The 18,253-nt window shown below is 48.5% G+C and carries 10 protein-coding genes; 5 read left to right on the top strand and 5 right to left on the bottom strand.

Annotated elements, in window-relative coordinates; translation table 11 throughout:
- Positions 1-2: 2 nt before the first annotated feature.
- From VK958_RS04055 to VK958_RS04065, 3 genes are all read left to right on the top strand, one after another.
- The gene (locus VK958_RS04055) at positions 3-2,078 is read left to right on the top strand and encodes an EAL domain-containing protein (RefSeq protein ID WP_325239200.1); all 2,076 of its coding nucleotides are present in this window, start codon (positions 3-5) and stop codon (positions 2,076-2,078) included.
- Between the two features lie 44 nt (positions 2,079-2,122).
- Positions 2,123-3,406 (top strand): OmpP1/FadL family transporter, encoded by a 1,284-nt coding sequence (locus tag VK958_RS04060; protein WP_325239202.1) that lies wholly within the window; start codon positions 2,123-2,125, stop codon positions 3,404-3,406.
- Between the two features lie 193 nt (positions 3,407-3,599).
- A complete protein-coding gene (locus tag VK958_RS04065; protein WP_325239205.1) occupies positions 3,600-5,072 on the top strand; it encodes a porin in 1,473 nt (490 codons plus the stop codon).
- Positions 5,073-5,418: 346 nt separating this feature from the next.
- Here the strand turns inward: VK958_RS04065 and VK958_RS04070 are convergent, their stop codons facing one another.
- The 3 genes from VK958_RS04070 to VK958_RS04080 all read right to left on the bottom strand — a co-directional run bounded on the left by VK958_RS04070 (position 5,419) and on the right by VK958_RS04080 (position 10,707).
- On the bottom strand, positions 5,419-7,959 hold the full coding sequence (locus VK958_RS04070) for an EAL domain-containing protein (protein WP_325239207.1): 2,541 nt from the start codon (positions 7,957-7,959) through the stop codon (positions 5,419-5,421).
- A 393-nt stretch (positions 7,960-8,352) separates the two neighbouring features.
- Entirely contained in the window at positions 8,353-9,111 is a 759-nt protein-coding gene (locus VK958_RS04075; protein ID WP_325239209.1) for a hypothetical protein, read from the bottom strand.
- Positions 9,112-9,363: 252 nt separating this feature from the next.
- Positions 9,364-10,707 carry a sensor domain-containing diguanylate cyclase gene (locus tag VK958_RS04080; protein WP_325239211.1) on the bottom strand — a complete coding sequence of 448 codons (1,344 nt, stop codon included), beginning with the start codon at positions 10,705-10,707 and terminating at the stop codon, positions 9,364-9,366.
- Between the two features lie 469 nt (positions 10,708-11,176).
- Here VK958_RS04080 and VK958_RS04085 point away from each other — a divergent pair, with 469 nt between their 5' ends.
- Together VK958_RS04085 and VK958_RS04090 are read left to right on the top strand one after the other, a co-directional pair.
- A complete protein-coding gene (locus VK958_RS04085) occupies positions 11,177-11,680 on the top strand; it encodes a cupin domain-containing protein (protein WP_325239213.1) in 504 nt (167 codons plus the stop codon).
- 252 nt (positions 11,681-11,932) lie between these two features.
- Positions 11,933-13,855 (top strand): diguanylate cyclase domain-containing protein, encoded by a 1,923-nt coding sequence (locus VK958_RS04090; RefSeq protein WP_325239215.1) that lies wholly within the window; start codon positions 11,933-11,935, stop codon positions 13,853-13,855.
- 62 nt (positions 13,856-13,917) lie between these two features.
- On the opposite strand, the gene VK958_RS04095 is transcribed toward VK958_RS04090, so the two are convergent.
- Both VK958_RS04095 and VK958_RS04100 read right to left on the bottom strand, forming a co-directional pair.
- Positions 13,918-17,019, bottom strand: coding sequence for an efflux RND transporter permease subunit (locus VK958_RS04095; protein WP_325239217.1), 3,102 nt, complete (start codon positions 17,017-17,019; stop codon positions 13,918-13,920).
- Positions 17,020-17,028: 9 nt separating this feature from the next.
- Entirely contained in the window at positions 17,029-18,249 is a 1,221-nt protein-coding gene (locus VK958_RS04100; protein WP_325239219.1) for an efflux RND transporter periplasmic adaptor subunit, read from the bottom strand.
- Positions 18,250-18,253: the final 4 nt, after the last annotated feature.

Raw genomic sequence — 18,253 nt, forward strand, 5'->3', positions numbered from 1 at the left:
GTATGTTGAGATTGTTGCGTAACCTTAAAATTGCCGAGAAATTACTGCTGACAGAGTTGGCAATGACACTGAGTATGCTATTGGTGTTTAGTATATTCGCCCTCGGCAATCATTATCACAATCTACGCACTCATCTTGCAGAGAGCATTTTGCTGCAGATGAATGTGGTGACCACTTCTATTGGTCCGGCAGTCATGTTTGGCGAGCTGGATTCTGCCACGAAAACGCTGGAGCCTTTATCGGATAACAACAATATCCGTACCATTGTGATACTCGACCAGCAGCAGCATAAGCTGGAAAGTCTTCACCCTCAACACCTCCCGACCTCCTCTGCCTGGCAATGGCTTTACCCGTTTTTTGGCGATATGGAGCTCAATGTCCCTATTATCGTGAACGAGAAAACAGTTGGCACTTTAAGGGCGATCATCAAACAGGAACAGATCGTCGATATGCTGATTGGCTTTGCCTGGTCCAATACCATTGCCGCGATTGCTGCCGCCCTGTTCGGTTATTTCGTGATGTGGCGGTTAAACCGCTACATTGTCAGCCCGATCCACACCCTGCAAACCTTCGTCAGCAACATCACCCAGAACCATCATTACGACCAGCGCATTCACACCACCAGCAATGATGAAATCGGCCTGCTTGGCAAAGACATCAATAACATGCTGGAAAGCATCAGCCAGCGTGACGCGCAATTGCAGAAAGAGCTGGAGCACCGCAAGGAAATCGAAGAGAAACTCCAGTTTCTGGCGCATTATGACAAAAGTACACTATTGCTAAACCGCCATGCGTTTGAAGAAATCATTACAAAAAAAATCACCACCCCGATTGATGAACGCAAACATATTTACTTGCTGTTGCTGGATCTAGACCGCTTTAAAATCGTCAACGATACCTTCGGCCACAACACAGGTGACAAGTTATTACAGCAGGTTGCGCACAGATTGCGCGGCAATATGTCGCAGGAAGATGCTATCTTCAGGCTAGGCGGCGACGAGTTTGCAGTTATTCTGGAAGCGCCAAAACGCAGCACCATAGAGCAGGTCTGCAACCGGGTAATCCAGAATATTTCCACGCCATTTATTGTCGATGAGCACGAAATCCATATTGGTGTCAGCATAGGCATCGCGACTTTAAGACCAGGGTTTGATTCAAAGACAGAAGTCATGAAAAACGCGGATATCGCGCTTTACCAGGCCAAAGATGCAGGTCGCAATACTTATCGCTTTTACAGCGACGAGGATGAAACCAATACTTCTGAATTACGCACCTTGCGTGAAGAGCTGCATTTCTCTTTACAAAACCAGGAACTCGAGCTGTTCTACCAACCGATTATTCATACCCAGCAACTCAAAACCATTGGTTTTGAAGCCTTGCTCAGGTGGCGCCACCCGACCAGGGGATTGCTCGCCCCGGACCAGTTCATCCATTTGGCTGAGGGTTCAGGGTTGATCATCAGCATAGGCGCATGGGTCATTCACCAGTCATTGAAACAACTGGCCATGTGGCAACAGATGTTTGACCAGGACTTGTTCATGAACGTGAACATCTCTTCTCGCCAACTGGATGATGACAGCTTGTCGGGCACCATACGCCACGCGCTGGATTTTTACCGTATCGCGCCGCGTACGCTTAATTTGGAAATCACCGAATCCATGGTGATGCGCAATATCGAATCCGCCAAGCATATCCTCTATGCGTTGAAACAGCTGGGCATAGGCATCGCGATTGATGATTTTGGCATTGGTCATTCCTCCATGAACTACCTGAAGCAGCTGCCGGTAGATATCCTCAAAATTGACAAGCAATTCACTGGCGGCATCCCCCATGACAAAGTCGATATCGCCATTGTCGATGCGTTGGTAGCCCTCGCTGTCAGCCTGAACCTGAAAGTAGTGGCCGAAGGCGTAGAGAGCGCAATCCAGTTTGAATACCTGCAATATAAACTCTGCCACCATGTACAAGGCTATCTGTTCAGTGCCGCATTGTCTGCCAGCCAGACCACTTCATTCATGGCGGAGTTTCCAGAAAGTATTCCGGCTGGCTTCCGCAAGGTTGCACAGCCGGAATTGTAGTCAATATAATTTAAAGATACATTAAGCACGCGTTAGGGGGATTCATGTCACGCTTTACGTCGCCACTATTGGCCGGCCTTATTTTGTCAGGTTATCAACTCACGGGCCATGCCGCTGGTTTCGCCCTTTCCGAGCAAAGTGGTAGCGGATTGGGTAACGCCTATGCCGGCGCGGCTGCAGTCGCTGAAGACGCCAGTACCATCTATTTCAATCCGGCCGGCATGACCTATATTCAGGGGCGCCAACTGGTCGGTGCCTTGCATACAATCAGGACAACCGGCGACTTTGATAATCAGGGCAGTATCGCAGGCGGCGGACGTCCACTCGGCGGTGAAGGCGGGGATTTTGGCGGCTGGGCATTTTTACCTAACCTATATTACAAACAAGACCTGACCGAGCAACTCAAATTCGGTATTGGCGTAGGTACACCTTTTGGGTTGAAAACTGAATACGACAGAAACTGGTTGGGACGCTTTCAGGCAGTCAAATCAGAACTTAAGACTGTCAATATCAATCCGTCACTGGCATGGAAAGTAAATGATCAGTGGTCTTTAGGGTTAGGATTTTCTGCGATGTGGGCAGAAGCCGAGCTTACCAGTGCAGTGAATTTGGGAGCTGGTGAATCATTTGTGAGAAACAAAGGCAAAGACTGGGGATTCGGTTATAACTTGGGTGCTATTTATCAGGTCACGCCAGACACCCGATTAGGGTTAGCTTACCGTTCCAAAGTCGAGCAGCATTTAAAAGGCGACGTACGCTCGCCTTTGGCTGCATTCAATGGCAATCCTGCAGCGACGCTGAACACCGATATCAGTGCCGATATCACGCTGCCGGAAACCTTATCCTTCAGCGCTTTCAGCAGACTGGATGAACGCTGGGACTTGTTGACTGATATTACATGGACCCGCTGGAGCCAGTTCAAAGAACTGAAAATCCAGCGTGAGAATGGCAGCGGTACTATTGTAGGCTCTCCCGTCATCGAACATTGGAACAACGTACTACGTTACTCGGTAGGCTTGAATTATCGCTATACCGATACTCTAAAGCTCCGCACCGGTCTCGCTTATGATGATGAAGCCATAGATAACGAACACCGTACAGCCCGCATTCCAGGCAATGACCGCATCTGGTTATCTTTGGGTGCAAGCTGGCAATATAGTCCGGAGACAAAACTTGATGTAGGGTATACCCATTTATTTATCAGGGATGCACGCATTTCAGATGATCAAACACCGCCGGCAGCTCCCATACCGGGCCGAGGCCTGATCGCAGGCAAATACGAAGGCAGCGCTGATATTCTGAGTGTGCAATTGACCCATAATTTCTAGCACTGTCCTTTACTTCAAATATACACTTTAAATAAGCTGTGATCGCTACCCGCATCACGGCTTTTTCTTTTATCCCTCGGCGTCATTTCCAGCTTGTCAGGTTCATGTAAGCCGGCTGTCATCTAAGATTCACACACAAAATCCAAACTCCCCGTTCTGAAACAACCCGCAACATCGCTTTCAAGGACAGAGGATGAACATCAAGCATTTTTTCAAATTGGCACTATTACCATTGACTATTCACCAGGCATTTGCCGCCGAAGCACAAACTCCGGCTGATGAAGCAAACAAAATTTCACAAGAGCCACCCTCTCTTGTATCACGCTTTATGAATGACGATAACCCGTTCCGGATCAATTTCGACCTGGGCGACCATCCTTCCTATTTCCAGGTATATGGCCTGGTGGATATCGGCCTGACCCATATCAATCATTCCTTGCCCGAGAGCTACGAACTAGCCAATAACTTTTACCCTTATGCAGGCGCAAAAAAAACGCCCAGGACCACCTCAAGAACTAATTGGGTGAATGGTGGCTGGCAGGGTTCACGCCTGGGTTTCAAAGGCGAAGTAGCCAAACTTCAAATGTGGGATCATGACTTTAAATTCATTTATCAGTTTGAAGCCGGCTTTAACACGCTGGACATGAAATTGCATGATGCTGCACAAACACTGGCAGACAACTCCGGTACCAATGCCAACTCCAGCGTCAGCACCAACTCATCCATGAACGGTGAATTGTTTACCAGGCAAGCCTGGGCAGGGTTGGATGGTGGTTCATTGGGTAAGTTGACCTATGGTACCCAATACAACCCGTTTTTTGAAATTACAGTCACCTATGACCCTAACGGTAAAGCAGACAGTTTTTCACCCTTGGGTGAAAGCGGCACTGTTGGCGGCGGGGGTGGCGTATCTGAAAACTCGCGCATGAAGAACTCGATCAAGTATGCCAATGTGTACGAATTAGAGAGTCATGACAAAATCAATTATGCAGTGATTAATCAGTTCGGTAATTCCGCGGGCACAGAACACGGCAATGGCTTCACCACGCAAGTAGGCTACGAAAGCAGTGAATTCGGCGTGCAGTTCGCCTATGATAAATTTTTCGACTCGGTGCGCTCTGGCGTTGCAGATCAAGGCAATCCTTTAGCGAATGACACCATTGCAGTGTCCCTGCTTAATACAGAAGCTGCATTAATCACCGGCAGATGGTCTCCCACCAAAGACCTGAAAATCATAGGCGGTATGGAGTGGTATCAGTTAAAACCTTCCTCATCGCCTTCTATCAGCTACCACAACCTTTACGATCAAACCGTGTTTGGTGGTGTGGCAACGTCGGCATTACAACCAGGTTTCAAACAGGATAACCACGTGTATTACCTGGGTGCCAATTTTGATTTTGCGCAACGTATACCGGCGCTGGCTGGCCTGACGACTTCCATTGGTTTTTATGAAACCAAGGCGGATGCCATTGAAGGCCCTACCATTTCCACCACCTCGCAAGGCAAAATTGATACCTGGACAGCAATGGCTGACTACAAGTTTAACAAACGCTTTGATACCTACCTGGCTTACACCACGAACCATTTTTCAGGGGACAAATACCCGAGTGCCACCACCTATCGCGACGTCAACAGTGTAGGCGCTGGCTTGCGTCTCAAATTTTAAAACCGGTGCTGAAACAAAAAAGACTCAAGAGCTCTTGAGTCTTTTTTAATTGGATGCGCGCACTTAGTGCAGCAGAATACGATTAAACAATAGCACTACGTCTGCGCACCAGCCGGCAACGCCTACATCAGTACAGCTGCCTATGCACCACAAGCTTGCACTGACAATGCGCTGATCACTACCGCTTTGATAAGTAATTTCATATTGCCTTCTATTTGATTTGTTGCCAAATATGAGAATTTGGCATGCTAATCAATAACACGGTCTCTAGCATGTGTTTTAACTACTTTTAAGTATGGAGCAATGGATTGCAACAATCCTCAGCCAAGGCAGAAAGCAGGGGCTTTCAAGACCAGTTTTTTTGAGATTCGGCTTTCAGCAACTGCTCAAAAGCCTCTGCTGCAATAGGTGGGGAATAGAAAAACCCCTGTGCGTAGTCACAGTGGATGTCACGCAGCAAGTTGCGCTGCAAGGCGGTTTCCACGCCCTCGGCGATCACCTTGAGGCCCAGTTTATGGGCCATGACGATAATCGCCTCGCATAACACGTAGCTTTCATTGCCCTCGTTCAGGTTACGGGTGAATGACTGGTCGATCTTCAGGTAATCGATATCAAATTTGCTTAAGTAAGACAGCGAGGAATAACCAGTACCAAAATCATCAATCGCCACCTGGATTCCCCTGTCCCTGAAATGCAGCAAACGCTGCTCCACCACCGGGTCAGGGTGCAATAAAAGACCTTCGGTGATTTCTACCACAATGCGTTTGCCTTCTACGCCAAGCGTTTGCAGGTGTTGCACCCAGTCGTAGCTGATCGCAGAAGGCTCAACAAACTGCATCGGTGATTTATTGACACTGATGGCAAATTCATCGTCTACCAGCGATTGCCATTTCAATACATTTTGCACTGCCTGCCTGAAGATCCAGTCACCCATGCGGGTGATCTCACCAATTTCTTCAGCCACCGGGATAAACAATGTCGGACTGATCAACCCGCGTGTCGGATGCTGCCAGCGCATCAGTGTCTCGGCTTTGACTATCTTGCCGGTGCGCAGGCAGATAATCGGCTGGTAATAGTCGCGCAGCTCGTTATTCTCCACCGCGCTACGCAAATCTCTGGCCAGCGAAGTACGCTGGGCCAGTGCATCGCGGATCGCCAGCGAAAAAAAACGTACGTTATTCCGGCCGCGACTCTTCGCTTCATACATGGCCTGGTCTGAATGCTGGATCATTTCATCCGCATTCACCGCATCATCCGGAAACTGGCTGATGCCTATGCTGGCGGTGACGAATATACGCTCACCACCAAGGGTATAGGAATGCGAGATATCCTGTAGTAATTGGTTGCATAATGTTTGCAAATCCGCGTCATCCGCAGGCAGGATAATGGCGAACTCATCACCACCGAGGCGGGCAGCAGTCGCCGCTTGCGGAAGGTTTTGCTCGATGCGGCGCCCGACCTCAACCAGCAGATCATCTCCACGGTGATGCCCAAGCGTATCGTTGATATCTTTAAACTGATCCAGGTCCAGGAATAGTAATGTAAGGCGCTGTTGTTTGGCAGATGCTTGCTGAATGGCTGCAACCAGTTGCTGGTTGAAATAATGCCGGTTGGGCAATTGGGTCAGGCTGTCATAATTCGCCTGCCGCCAGATGACTTCTTCAGCCGCTTTTTTGTCTGTGATATCAAAATGCGTGCCGCGCATGACCAAAGGCGTACCGGCAGAGGTGCGCGAAATCAGGCTGCCACGGTCAGATACCCATATCCAGCGGCCATCTTTATGGCGCATCCTGATATCGCACTCGTAGAAATCTATTTCCCCGTTAAGGTGGCGCTCAATCATCTGCATGGCCACTTGCAAGTCATCCGGATGCATCAGGGATTTGGCCACATCCAATGTCAGCGGCTGCAACTCGTCCAGGGTATAACCAACAATCTCGGCCCAGCGTGCATTGAACTGGCATTCACCGGTTTGCATATTCCATTCCCAGGTACCTGCGCGGGTGGCATCAATAATCTCTGTCAGGCGTAAGCGCTGGTTTTCAATCTCTTCACTTTTACTTTGAATCTCTGCAGTCTTGCGCCTGACGGCAACACGCAATGTATAAATCAGCAACACCAGCAAAAAGCCAATCACCAGCATCAGTGCAACAGCGAGGATGGCTTGCCTGGAATAAGCATTCCGCGGCACATGGCTGCCTTTCCATTTCGACTCGATGGCTGCCATTTCTTCAGCCGTAATCATCGCTGCCCCTTGTTCCACCAGGGCCAGCATCTGCGGATTTTCTTTTTTGACCGCGCGATGGAAGCGGCCCTGATAAAGCGTGAAGGCCCGCAAGATGTTACTTTCAGCGCCAAGCCTGTATAAATAATAGCGGGCAGGATAATCATCCATGCAGCTGATCATGACTTTCTCGCTCAGCGTCGCCTGAATGATTTCATCATAGGAGTTATAGACCCGGAACGACTTTACCCCGGCTTCTTTCAGTTTGAAAATGCAGCCATCGCCTTTTTGTACACCGACGGTAAACCCGGTCAGGGAGTCGGCAGAGATCAGGCCACTCATGCTTTCATGGGCATAAATGCCTACCGGCACCGTGGCATAAGGCGCGGAAAAGGCATATCTGATTTCTCGCTCAGGATTGCGGAAAATCATTTCGATCACATCGGCATGACCACTCAACAATTGCTGTTGTGCCATTTCCCAACTGGTAGAGAGCAACGTGACGCTGATGCCGGTTTTCTGCTCCCATAGCTTCCAGTAATCGGCCACTATGCCGACGGTATTGCCCCGGTCATCTTTGAATAAATACGGTGGGTAATTATCATCACTGATGACAGTGATGGCTTTACCGGGTGCCGCATTCACCTGGCAAACCACTACCATGCTTATGCATAAAAAGAGTAGGTATCGAATGAAATTCCACATGTCGAATAGGAGTGACCACTTACATCAATTCATCTTTCGTCACATGAAAAAACTGTTATAAAGATTTTTAAGGATTATGAATGATAAGAAAAATTAATACTATCTCATACAATTAAATTAATAATAATGGTGACAATATATGCGCTGGTTTTGGCTAAAATCATACATCATGCCCAGCCCTGGATTTCTCCCTTCAGATTTCCACCTGATATCAGGTGTGGATCCCTGGTTTTTCTTGCATCTTCGCCCCACCCGGACTGTTTGAATACCGCGGATATTTCACCACTGGGCTTGTACCTTGCAAACGCATACCATGCGACCTATCAAACAGGATAGTGATATCATCTCCCACTAAAACACCCTGATCACCCTGAAGCTCCATAACTTTTCTGCCTTGCCTATGGGGTTGAGCGTTGAATGTGCAGCGCCCGCCTGCACTGTGTAATGCTGATCAATATCGTAATGCAGCTGTGGCGTGACTCTGTAACGCCAGGTGCCACCGGTGCTGACTTCCTGATTCAGTTCCAGGCCCAGCGTCAACCGTGTCGATACATCATAAAACACAGTATTGTTGATCAGGTATTCGATATCGGCACTGCGGTTGATGCCATGCATGCGCAACCCCAGCATACTCAGTGAAGACCAGTTGTCAGCCCATTTAATGGCATGAATATAGGTCGCATCCCCAGAAAGGGTTTTAGTATGTTTGTTCAGGTCCACAAATGCCTGCCAGCCATTAGCCATACCGAGATGGTTGTAAACGCCCAGCGTTTTCTGGATAGCAAGCTTATATCTCTCGTGGCTGGCATTCTCAAAAGGTAATTCAAGCTCGAATGCCAGGTCATCCGCCAGGCCGTACTCAACCTCTGGCGCCCAGCTGGCATCACTTGTCTGCTGATTGATATCCACCAGCGCATTGATTTCCAGGTCACCCTTTTTCACGCCAAGGGGGCGTACAAGGTCATAGACCATAGGCTCAGGAATTCTCAGGCTGCGATCACTGTGGGCGGCGTCAGTTTCATGAAAAAGTGTTTCTTCAGAGGCTTGAATCAACGGGCAAACGACCAGGACAGCATTTACCAGCAAACAACGAATGTACCTGAATCTCATAATTGCATTTATATCAATAAAATATGCAATGCTAACATGTATCCGCGAATATGATTTTTCACCAGCGCACAGTTTCTTACCAAACTATCTTTAGGACAGCAGCATGTGAATGAAGGGTTTGTATTGTATTGAACGAGGCCACCAGTAAAGGTTGCGTAAAACTTAATGACGATGTGATGGCTTATCGATTAATTCGGTCACACGGCTGTTTGCCAGGCTGAATGGAGGTAACGCTGAGAGCCTTATCATTGGCTATCGCCAAAAACTGTAGGTATTGCGGCCTCTTTGTTTGGCCTGATATAAAGCGATATCCGCTTGCTTGAACAGCTGTTTCAACGCGACTTCAGAATCCGGGTCAAACAGCGTCAAGCCTATACTCAGGTGTACAGTAATCTCATGCTCGTGGATATGCATGGGTTTTTTAAATACGCTCAGTAACTTGGTCGCTACTTTGATCAGGCTTTCTTCCGAGTGCTGGTCCTTTACCACGATCACAAACTCATCACCTCCGATGCGGCTGACCGTATCCACATCACGGATATTGCTTTCCAGGATGTAAGCCACCGCCTTGATCACTTCATCGCCTACGTCATGACCAAAAGTGTCATTGATACTCTTGAAGTGATCGACATCCAGCGCAATCAACCCGAACCTCCTCTTGAAGCGTTTAGCTTCGGAGTGCACATAATTCAGCCGGTTTTCAAGCAGCCTGCGGTTTGGCAGGCCGGTCAGGCTATCCATGAGTGCGCCTTCGGACAGGTAATAACGTTCCTTGGCAAAAAAGTAGGAAAACAATCCAACCAGCGTGCTAAACAACAAGCTCAGCAATACTCCGAACCAGCGGTCACGCAAGTTATGCATTTTCCTGTTTTCAATTGCCCATTGCCATTTACCATTAGGAATCAGGCTTTCCTGGATATAGACATGCTTCTGCCTGAACAACCTGGGGTCGCCATAAAACACCTTTTTGTCCTCTGCCGTCCTGATTGCAAAAGCGAAATCGTTGCGACGGTTGTTTTTAAAGGCATCATCCAGAAATGCATGGGTATCGATGACTGTCGATATAATGCCCCAGTACTTGCCCTCGACAAAAATCGGGAATCGGTAAATCATGCCACTTCCCCCCTGGATCAGCTCCAGTGGCCCATCTAGGACACCTTGGCGGGAATCTATTGCCAGTTTGACTTTTGGCCATTGCGAGGCCACTTCACGGTAGTCTATACCAAAGATTTTTTCATTGGATTTGTCAGGGTAGACATAGGTAATCTTGTAATCCACGGCCACTGCCAGGTTCCTGACATGCCGCGCCTGAGCCCATAAATCCGCCAGGATGGACTGTACTTTTTCAGTCTCGAGATCATTCCGGTAGACCTTGATAAAGCTGGACAAACCATTGGAGATGAACAGCAAGGAGTTCAGTTCACGGTCCATCTCGGAACGCAACACGTTGCCATAAGATGCCGCTTCCAGATAGGCTTCACTTTCTTCTTTCTGCCGCTGGTATTCAAACAGGAAATACCAGAACAAAAAGGCGAGCAGCGTCGCTAACAGGCCAACACCAAAGCTTTTCTCAGTTTGATTAGGTTTACGAAACACTTTGCTATTTCATGAAAAAATGTCTGAAACGATTTTATTTTAACTATCGTGCGCGCTTTTCATGCAAAAACGCGGCAATTGTGGGCTAATTTTCAATTTAATTACCGCGATAAACATAAACCAGCCAATGTTTAACGAATAGCCTTAGTTTTTTAATCTGTGACTATCCATTCAATTTAAGCCTTGGCGTCAATATTAATCGCAAATCTACAACCCTGTGTTTTTACCTTGCGGGAATAAAATAATTGATTAACTTCATGCAAGCCATTGAGGTAAAAGCGTTTTATGCCGGGAATAGGAAGATATCCCGAACCAGTAAAGATTAGTTGCAGGGGTGATTCATTAATTTCCTGAGCAAGCACTCAAGAATATTGCTAGCAGGTAAATCATGAATTGGGCAAGAATAGATTCTTTATATACAGATCTGTATACATCCATAAAAATGCTTCACCTGATGAGAGGAATTTCAATGAAAACACTGTCACTATGTTTAACCCCGTTCATTTTTTGCCTGGCGAGCGCTGCTTCTGCGCAGGATGATATTGAGCGCATGCATGCCAGCACCATGCAGTCTTTCACCCCTGAAAATATTCAATGGAAAGACGAGCCTATTCTGCCAAAAGGGGCGCAAAGCGCCATCGTCGTGGGTGACCCGACCAAAAAAGGCGTATTCATCGCCTGGCTGAAATTCCCGGCAAACTACCCTATTCCACCGCATACGCATCCATATACCGAAGTGGTGACCGTGTTGAGCGGCAAACTGGGAAATGGCATGGGCAAAGTGCTTGATAAAACCAACGGAGAGTTGTTGAATGCAGGTTCCAGCTTTGTATTGCCACCAGGACATACCCACTATGTATGGACTACAGATCAGGAAACCATCGTTGAACTGATTGCGACCGGGCCTTGGGATATTCAATATACCAACCCTGGTGATGACCCAAGAAAAAACGCGGCGGCACCCAAAAAATAATTTTCAATATCTTCATCAAGAGAACAATCAGGGCTCTACCTTGTTGTTCTCATTTTTTACAGGCTTGCTTTGACCTGCCATGTGTCTGCCTGTTATTAAATGTTTCCCCATGTCGCAAGAAGTGAAAACGAATCCGCCTTGTACTTGTCACACAGCAAACTGAAGAAAAACGCCATTAAATTATATTATTTATCGCTATGTTTTTAGCACGTAATTTTATATAGTTTGCATGACAACCGTCAGGAGTAAGCTGTGGCGACCCAAGAAAAAACTGCATTCGGCAAACAAGACATTGAGAAACTGAGGCTGGAGAAATTAAGATCATTAGGCTTGCTGGACTCAGATCCGGATGAGTTTTTCGATTGCCTTACCCGTGTAGCATCCACGATTCTCGGGACCGAGATTTCGGTGATTTCCCTGATAGACGAACACCGGCAATGGTTTAAATCAAAGCATGGCATAGACGTTTCCGAGACGCCCAGGGATATTTCCTTCTGCACCCATGCAGTCAGTAGCGGCACCGAATTAATTGTCGAGGATGCCAGCAGTGATGCAAGATTTCTCAGTAACCCGCTGGTAGTCAATGCGCCTAATATCCGGTTCTATGCCGGCATCCCGATCAAAAGTATCGAGGGTTATTCGCTCGGCACCTTGTGTGTGATCGACAGTAAACCCAAACGTCCAAACGCAAGAGAATTAAAGGCATTGAGTGACCTTGCCCAGCTGGCAACCAAAGAGATCCAGTTTCGTGAGCGCATGCTGAGTGCACAAGATACGATTGATCATGCGCACGGTAAATTCCAGAGTGTCTTTGAAAATGCCGGTGCCGGCATTGCCCTGGTAAAACCCTCAGGACCATGGCTGCAAGTGAATGACGAGCTCTGCAAAATCGTCAATTACTCCAGGGAAGAGCTACTTGACCTGACTTTCCAGGATATCACGCACCCGGAAGACCTGAACAATGACCTGGTGCTGCTGGAGCAGTTGCAAGAAAGTAAAATCGACCGCTACCAGCTGGAAAAAAGATACATCAGAAAAGATGGTTCACTCGTCTGGGTAGAAATCACGGTCACCAAACAAATGACAGAAGGCAATGAAATCGACTACCTGATTGCCATCATCAATGATATCAACGTGGCCAAAGAAACCGAATTTGCGCTGGATGCCTTAAGAAGAACACTGGAAGAAAAGGTCAGCCAGCGCACGGATGAACTCAGGCAAGTCAATCAATCGCTGTCGCATGCCTATCAGGAAAAATCAAAATCTGAACAGGAACTACAGAATAAAGAACTTGAGCTCAGGACTATTCTTGCCAATGCCAATGAGGCGTATATCTGCATGGATTCCGAAGGATGCATCACTGCCTGGAATAAACAGGCAGAGCATACTTTTGGGTGGCTGGAACAAGAAGCGATAAGCAAAAAACTGGAAACCCTGATTATTCCGCCCGAGTTAAGGCACGCCCACCAGTCCGGCATGAGTCGCTATCTGCAGGAAAAAAACTCCAGGATAGTCGGTAACCGGATTGAGCTGGAAGCAGTGCGTAAAGATGGCATACGCATCCCGATTGAGTTGCAGGTGAATGCGCTGGAGATTAATGGGCAAGTGTTATTCACCTCCTTTTTACGCGATATCACCGAACGCAGGCAACTAGAAAACCTGCTCAAAAGTGAAGCCAGGAACGACCCGCTCACTGGCCTGGCTAACCGCAGGATACTGGAAGAATTGTTGCCGGTGGCTTTCCAAAGCGCTAAAAGCCACCAGACTTACCTGGCACTGGTGTTTATCGACCTGGACGGCTTTAAATTAATCAATGACACGCACGGCCATCAGGCTGGCGACCAGCTCCTTCGAGAGGTGGCTAACCGTATCAACCGCTGCACCAGGACATCTGACACTGTGGTCAGGTACGCGGGGGATGAGTTTGTGATTGTGCTGGAAAATCTCAAAAATAAAGAGGACACCAACAGGATTTCAGCCAATATCCAGAAAATGATTGCCGAGCCGGTGCAGATAGGTGACAAGCAGCTCAATATCACTTTAAGTATAGGCATCGCCTACTATGGCGGCCCGCAACCTCAACAAATAGAACCGCTGGAGTTGATCCGGCGGGCAGATAAAGCCATGTACACTGCCAAAAAGAATGGCAAAAACGGCATAGTCATCATTGATTGACAGCCGTTTGCACCGAACAGTGAACGCTTGTTCTTATAGATAAGTTAGCATTCACTCCTGGATTAATAGCCTGCGCCAGGCGCGTTTCTGGTTTCCATCCAGTCATATACCACTGGCAGGCATATCAACGTCAATAAAGTAGCAGTCAATAGGCCACCAATCACCACGATCGCCAATGGCCGCAGGATCTCTGACCCCACACCCGTGGCCAGCACAAAGGGGATCAACCCGACAATCTCCACCAAAGCAGTCATCATCACTGGCCGTAAACGCAGTGACGTACCCTCGAGCACCGCTTCGCGGATACTTTTACCCTCTGCGCGTAAACTGTTGATGAAAGAAACCAGCACAATCCCGTTCAGCATCGCCACGCCAAACACCGCAATAAACCCGATGGCAGCTGGCACCGAAAGGTATTGACCGGAAATAGCCAATGAAAATATGCCGCCCATGGCGGCAAAAGGTACATTAGCAAGTATCAAACCGGCATAACGCAGCGAATCAAACGCGGTATATAACAGCACAAAAATCAGGCCTATGGTCAACGGCACGATGATTGCCAGTTTGGTGAGTGCGCGTTGCTGATTTTCAAAGGCACCACCCCATTCTATCCAGTAGCCGCTCGGCAAGGTGATGTGTCGATCAATGCTGGCTTGCGCCTCTTTGACAAAACCATCAATGTCGCGCCCTTGCACATCCATCTGGATCACGGCATAGCGCTGCAACTGCTCACGGCGGATAAAGGCATAGCCTTCTTCAGTCTTCAATGTCGCCACCTGCGATAGCGGAACCAGTGCGCCTTGCGCTGTCGTGATCGGAATGTCGCCGATGGCTTTCAGATTGTCACGATAGGCAGGCGGCAACCACACCTGGATCGCGAAACGTTTAACGCCCTCGAGCACCGTTGAGACTCGTTTACCGCCGATACCGGATTGCACTACCTGTAATACCTCATCTACATTGATGCCATATCTGGCTATGGCTTCGCGGTTCACGTCGATAATCAGTTGCGGTTTTCCCACATTGGCTTCCAAGGCCAGGTCAGTCACCCCATCCACTTTTTCTATCGTACTTTTCACCTGGTTTGCAATACGGTCCAGCGTCGCCAGGTCTTCGCCATACACCTTGGCAGACAGGGTTGCCCTTACCCCGGAAATCAATTCTTCCACCCGCATCTGTATCGGTTGCGTGGCGGCAATCACTGCCTCAGGGATTTCTTTTTCCAGCTGGGATTGTAGTTTTTGCGCGAGTTGCTGGTAGCTGATTTTCTGCGGCCAGGCCGACAACGGCTGCAAGTGCACCAGAATTTCCATGTAATTCACATCGGCAATTTCGCCTTTTTCAGCGCGCCCTATCATGGCAACACTGCCTTTCACTTCCGGCATATTTTTCAGGCTTTGGTAAACGCGGTCTGACACAGAAATGGATTGCTCCAATGACGCTGAAGGGATACTGGTGACCCTGAATAAAATATCCTGTTCCTGCAAATTTGGCATAAACGACTTACCCAAAAACTGGAACATGAGCATAGCCGCCACAAATGCGATGGCAGTGACCGCGACAATGATTTTCTGATGACCCAGGCTCCATTGCAGCCATCTGTGATAGCGGGGTTTGCAATAGTGAATCAACCACGGTTCTTTTTCGAGAGGTGCTTTCGAGCGCTTAAGCATGAGCGATGAAAGCACAGGAATCAGCGTCAGTGTCAGCAGCATTGAGCCTGTCATGGCAAATATCATATTGATCGCTAGCGGCTTGAACAGCTTGCCCTCAAGCCCTGATAGTGAAAATATCGGCAGGAAAACGACCGTAATGATCAACATCCCGAACGCAATCGGGTGGATGACTTCTTTGCAAGCTTGTAATATCACTTGGGTTTTATTCACCTGGTTGCCGGCATGAGCCAGGCGCCGGAAACAATTTTCCACCATCACCAATGGGCCATCAATCGTCATACCAAGACCGATGATCAGTCCGCCAAGTGACATCAGGTTGGCCGAGACACCATATTGCGCCATCAGGATAAACGCGATTAACCGCCCTAAGGGAATAGCCACCACAACCACCAGCGCAGCACGTATTTCGCCCAACAACAGGAAAAGCACTGCGATCACCAGCAACGCGCCTTCCAGCATGGCGCGGTCTGCCATGTGGATTGCCTTATCAATGATCGCCGTGCGGTCATATACCGTTTCCAGCGTTACATTTTTTGGCAGTGCCGACTTCACCAGTGCCAATTTTTGCTTGGCGGCATTCACCACCTGCTGGGCGTTTTCACCCATGCGGGCAAGTACCATGCCCATCACCACTTCCTTACCATCTTGCGTGACTGCACCGAAACGTAGCCCCGGACCTTCTACGACTGTCGCAATATTTTCCACATAGACCGGAATACCCTGGTTTTCTGCGACGACAATTTTCTGGATGTCGGCAGTATTCTTGACCAGGCCCAAACCACGCACGAGAAACTGCTCCTGGCCGACATTAATAAATTGGCCGCCGACTTGCCGGTTATTGGCGGTAAGCCGTTCAACCACCTGCGCAAAAGTTAAGCCATATTTAAAAAGTTTTTGCGGATCTATCTGCACCTGGAATTGCTTTTCCTGTCCGCCCCATGTCGTAACGTCATCTACCCCGGCAGCGGTGCGTACCATCATGCGTACGGTCCAGTCCTGCAGGCTGCGTAACTCCATGCCACTCATGGTGTCCGACTTCAAGGTATACCATAGCACTTGCCCCAGGCCTGAAGTATTCGGCCCCAGGGTCGGTTCGCCATAGCCAGTGCCGCCGTCGCCCATCGTGATACGCGCCTTCACATCTGACAGTTTTTCGCTCACCAGAAACCTGGCCTGCTGGATATCTGTATCGTCTTTAAAATAAACGCTGACATACGATAAACCAAACAGGGAAACTGAACGGATATGCTCAATATTCTTGAGTCCGGCCAAGGCACTTTCCACCGGGAAAGTCACCAGTTTTTCGACATCCTCCGAAGCCAGTCCAGGCGATTCAGTATAAATATTCACCTGTGCCGGCGTGACATCCGGAAAAGCATCCAGCGGCACATTCTGCCAGGCTTTCACCCCAAAAAATATCAGTAACACTGCGGCCAGAATCACCAGCAACCGGTAACGCAGCGACGTTTCTAACATCCAGTACAGCATGTGCGTCCCCTAATGTTCATCACTGATTTGTGATTTGAGCTGCCGCGCTTTCAGGGCATATACGCCAGCCTCGGCAATGACTTCCCCCTCGCGCAAGCCATTTTTAATTTCCACATAGGCATTCATGCGCTGACCTATCGCAACCGGCCTGGCTTCGAACGTATATTGTTGACCGGTTTTATTTTGCAGAATATAGACATGTGGTACGCCCTGGATGATCACCACCGCATCATTAGCTACCACCAGACTTTCCTTCGCGGCTGCATGACTAATCACTGCATTAGCAAACATATCGATGCGTAATTTATGGTCTGGATTTGGCAACTCGATCCGTGCTTTGACCGTGCGTGTGGTTTTATCAACGATACTCGCCAGATAACTGACTTTTCCTGAAAAAGTCTCTTCAGGATAAGCACTGACGCTGACGGTTGCGGTTTTGCCTATCGCCATGTCTTTCAAGTCTTTTTCCGGCACGTCTGCTTCAATCCAGACGGTAGACATATCGGCAATGGTAAAAATACTGTCAGTGGTTTTTGCCAGCTCGCCTATCACCGCGTTCTTTTCCAGCACAATGCCAGCGAAGGGCGCAGTCAGCACATAAGTTGAGCCACCATTTGAACCATTCTGTTTACTCAGGCCGCCATACATTCTCAAACGCTCCGAGTCTGCATAAGAAGCTGACTTTGCTCTCTCCAACGCGGCTTGCGACTCTATCATCTGCTTTTGCGGCACGACCTTATCGGCGTACAAGCGCGAGATACGCTCAAAGTTGGCTTGCGCTAAAGATAATTCACTTTGAGAACTGCGGTATTGCGCCCGCGCTTCACCCATCTGGATACTATCAATCTCAGCCAGTGCCTGACCGGCTTTGACCTGGTCACCAAGATTAGCAATCACCTTGGCTAACTTGCCCTCAATACGTGGCGTGACATGCGCCAATTTATTCTGGTTGGCGACGATATTGGCCGTGAATGTGAGTTGATCCTGCAATGGTTGCTTAACCACCGGCGCCACAGAAATACCGAACTGCTGTCGCTCTGCCTCGCTAAAGGTAAGTGCTGCCTGAGTGTCACGATGCTCGGTATTTTCTTGATCTTCAGCTTGCTGTCCTGGCTTGGCAGGATGTGCGGATTCAGCACCTTGCTCAGGGCTGCAAGCGCTGAGCAATACTATCAATGACAGCAGCCAGAGTGCATTGCGTGGTGCTAGTTGTATGGATGTTTTATGCATTTTT

This window comes from Methylophilus sp. (genome assembly GCF_035460085.1).
Taxonomy (GTDB): domain Bacteria; phylum Pseudomonadota; class Gammaproteobacteria; order Burkholderiales; family Methylophilaceae; genus Methylophilus.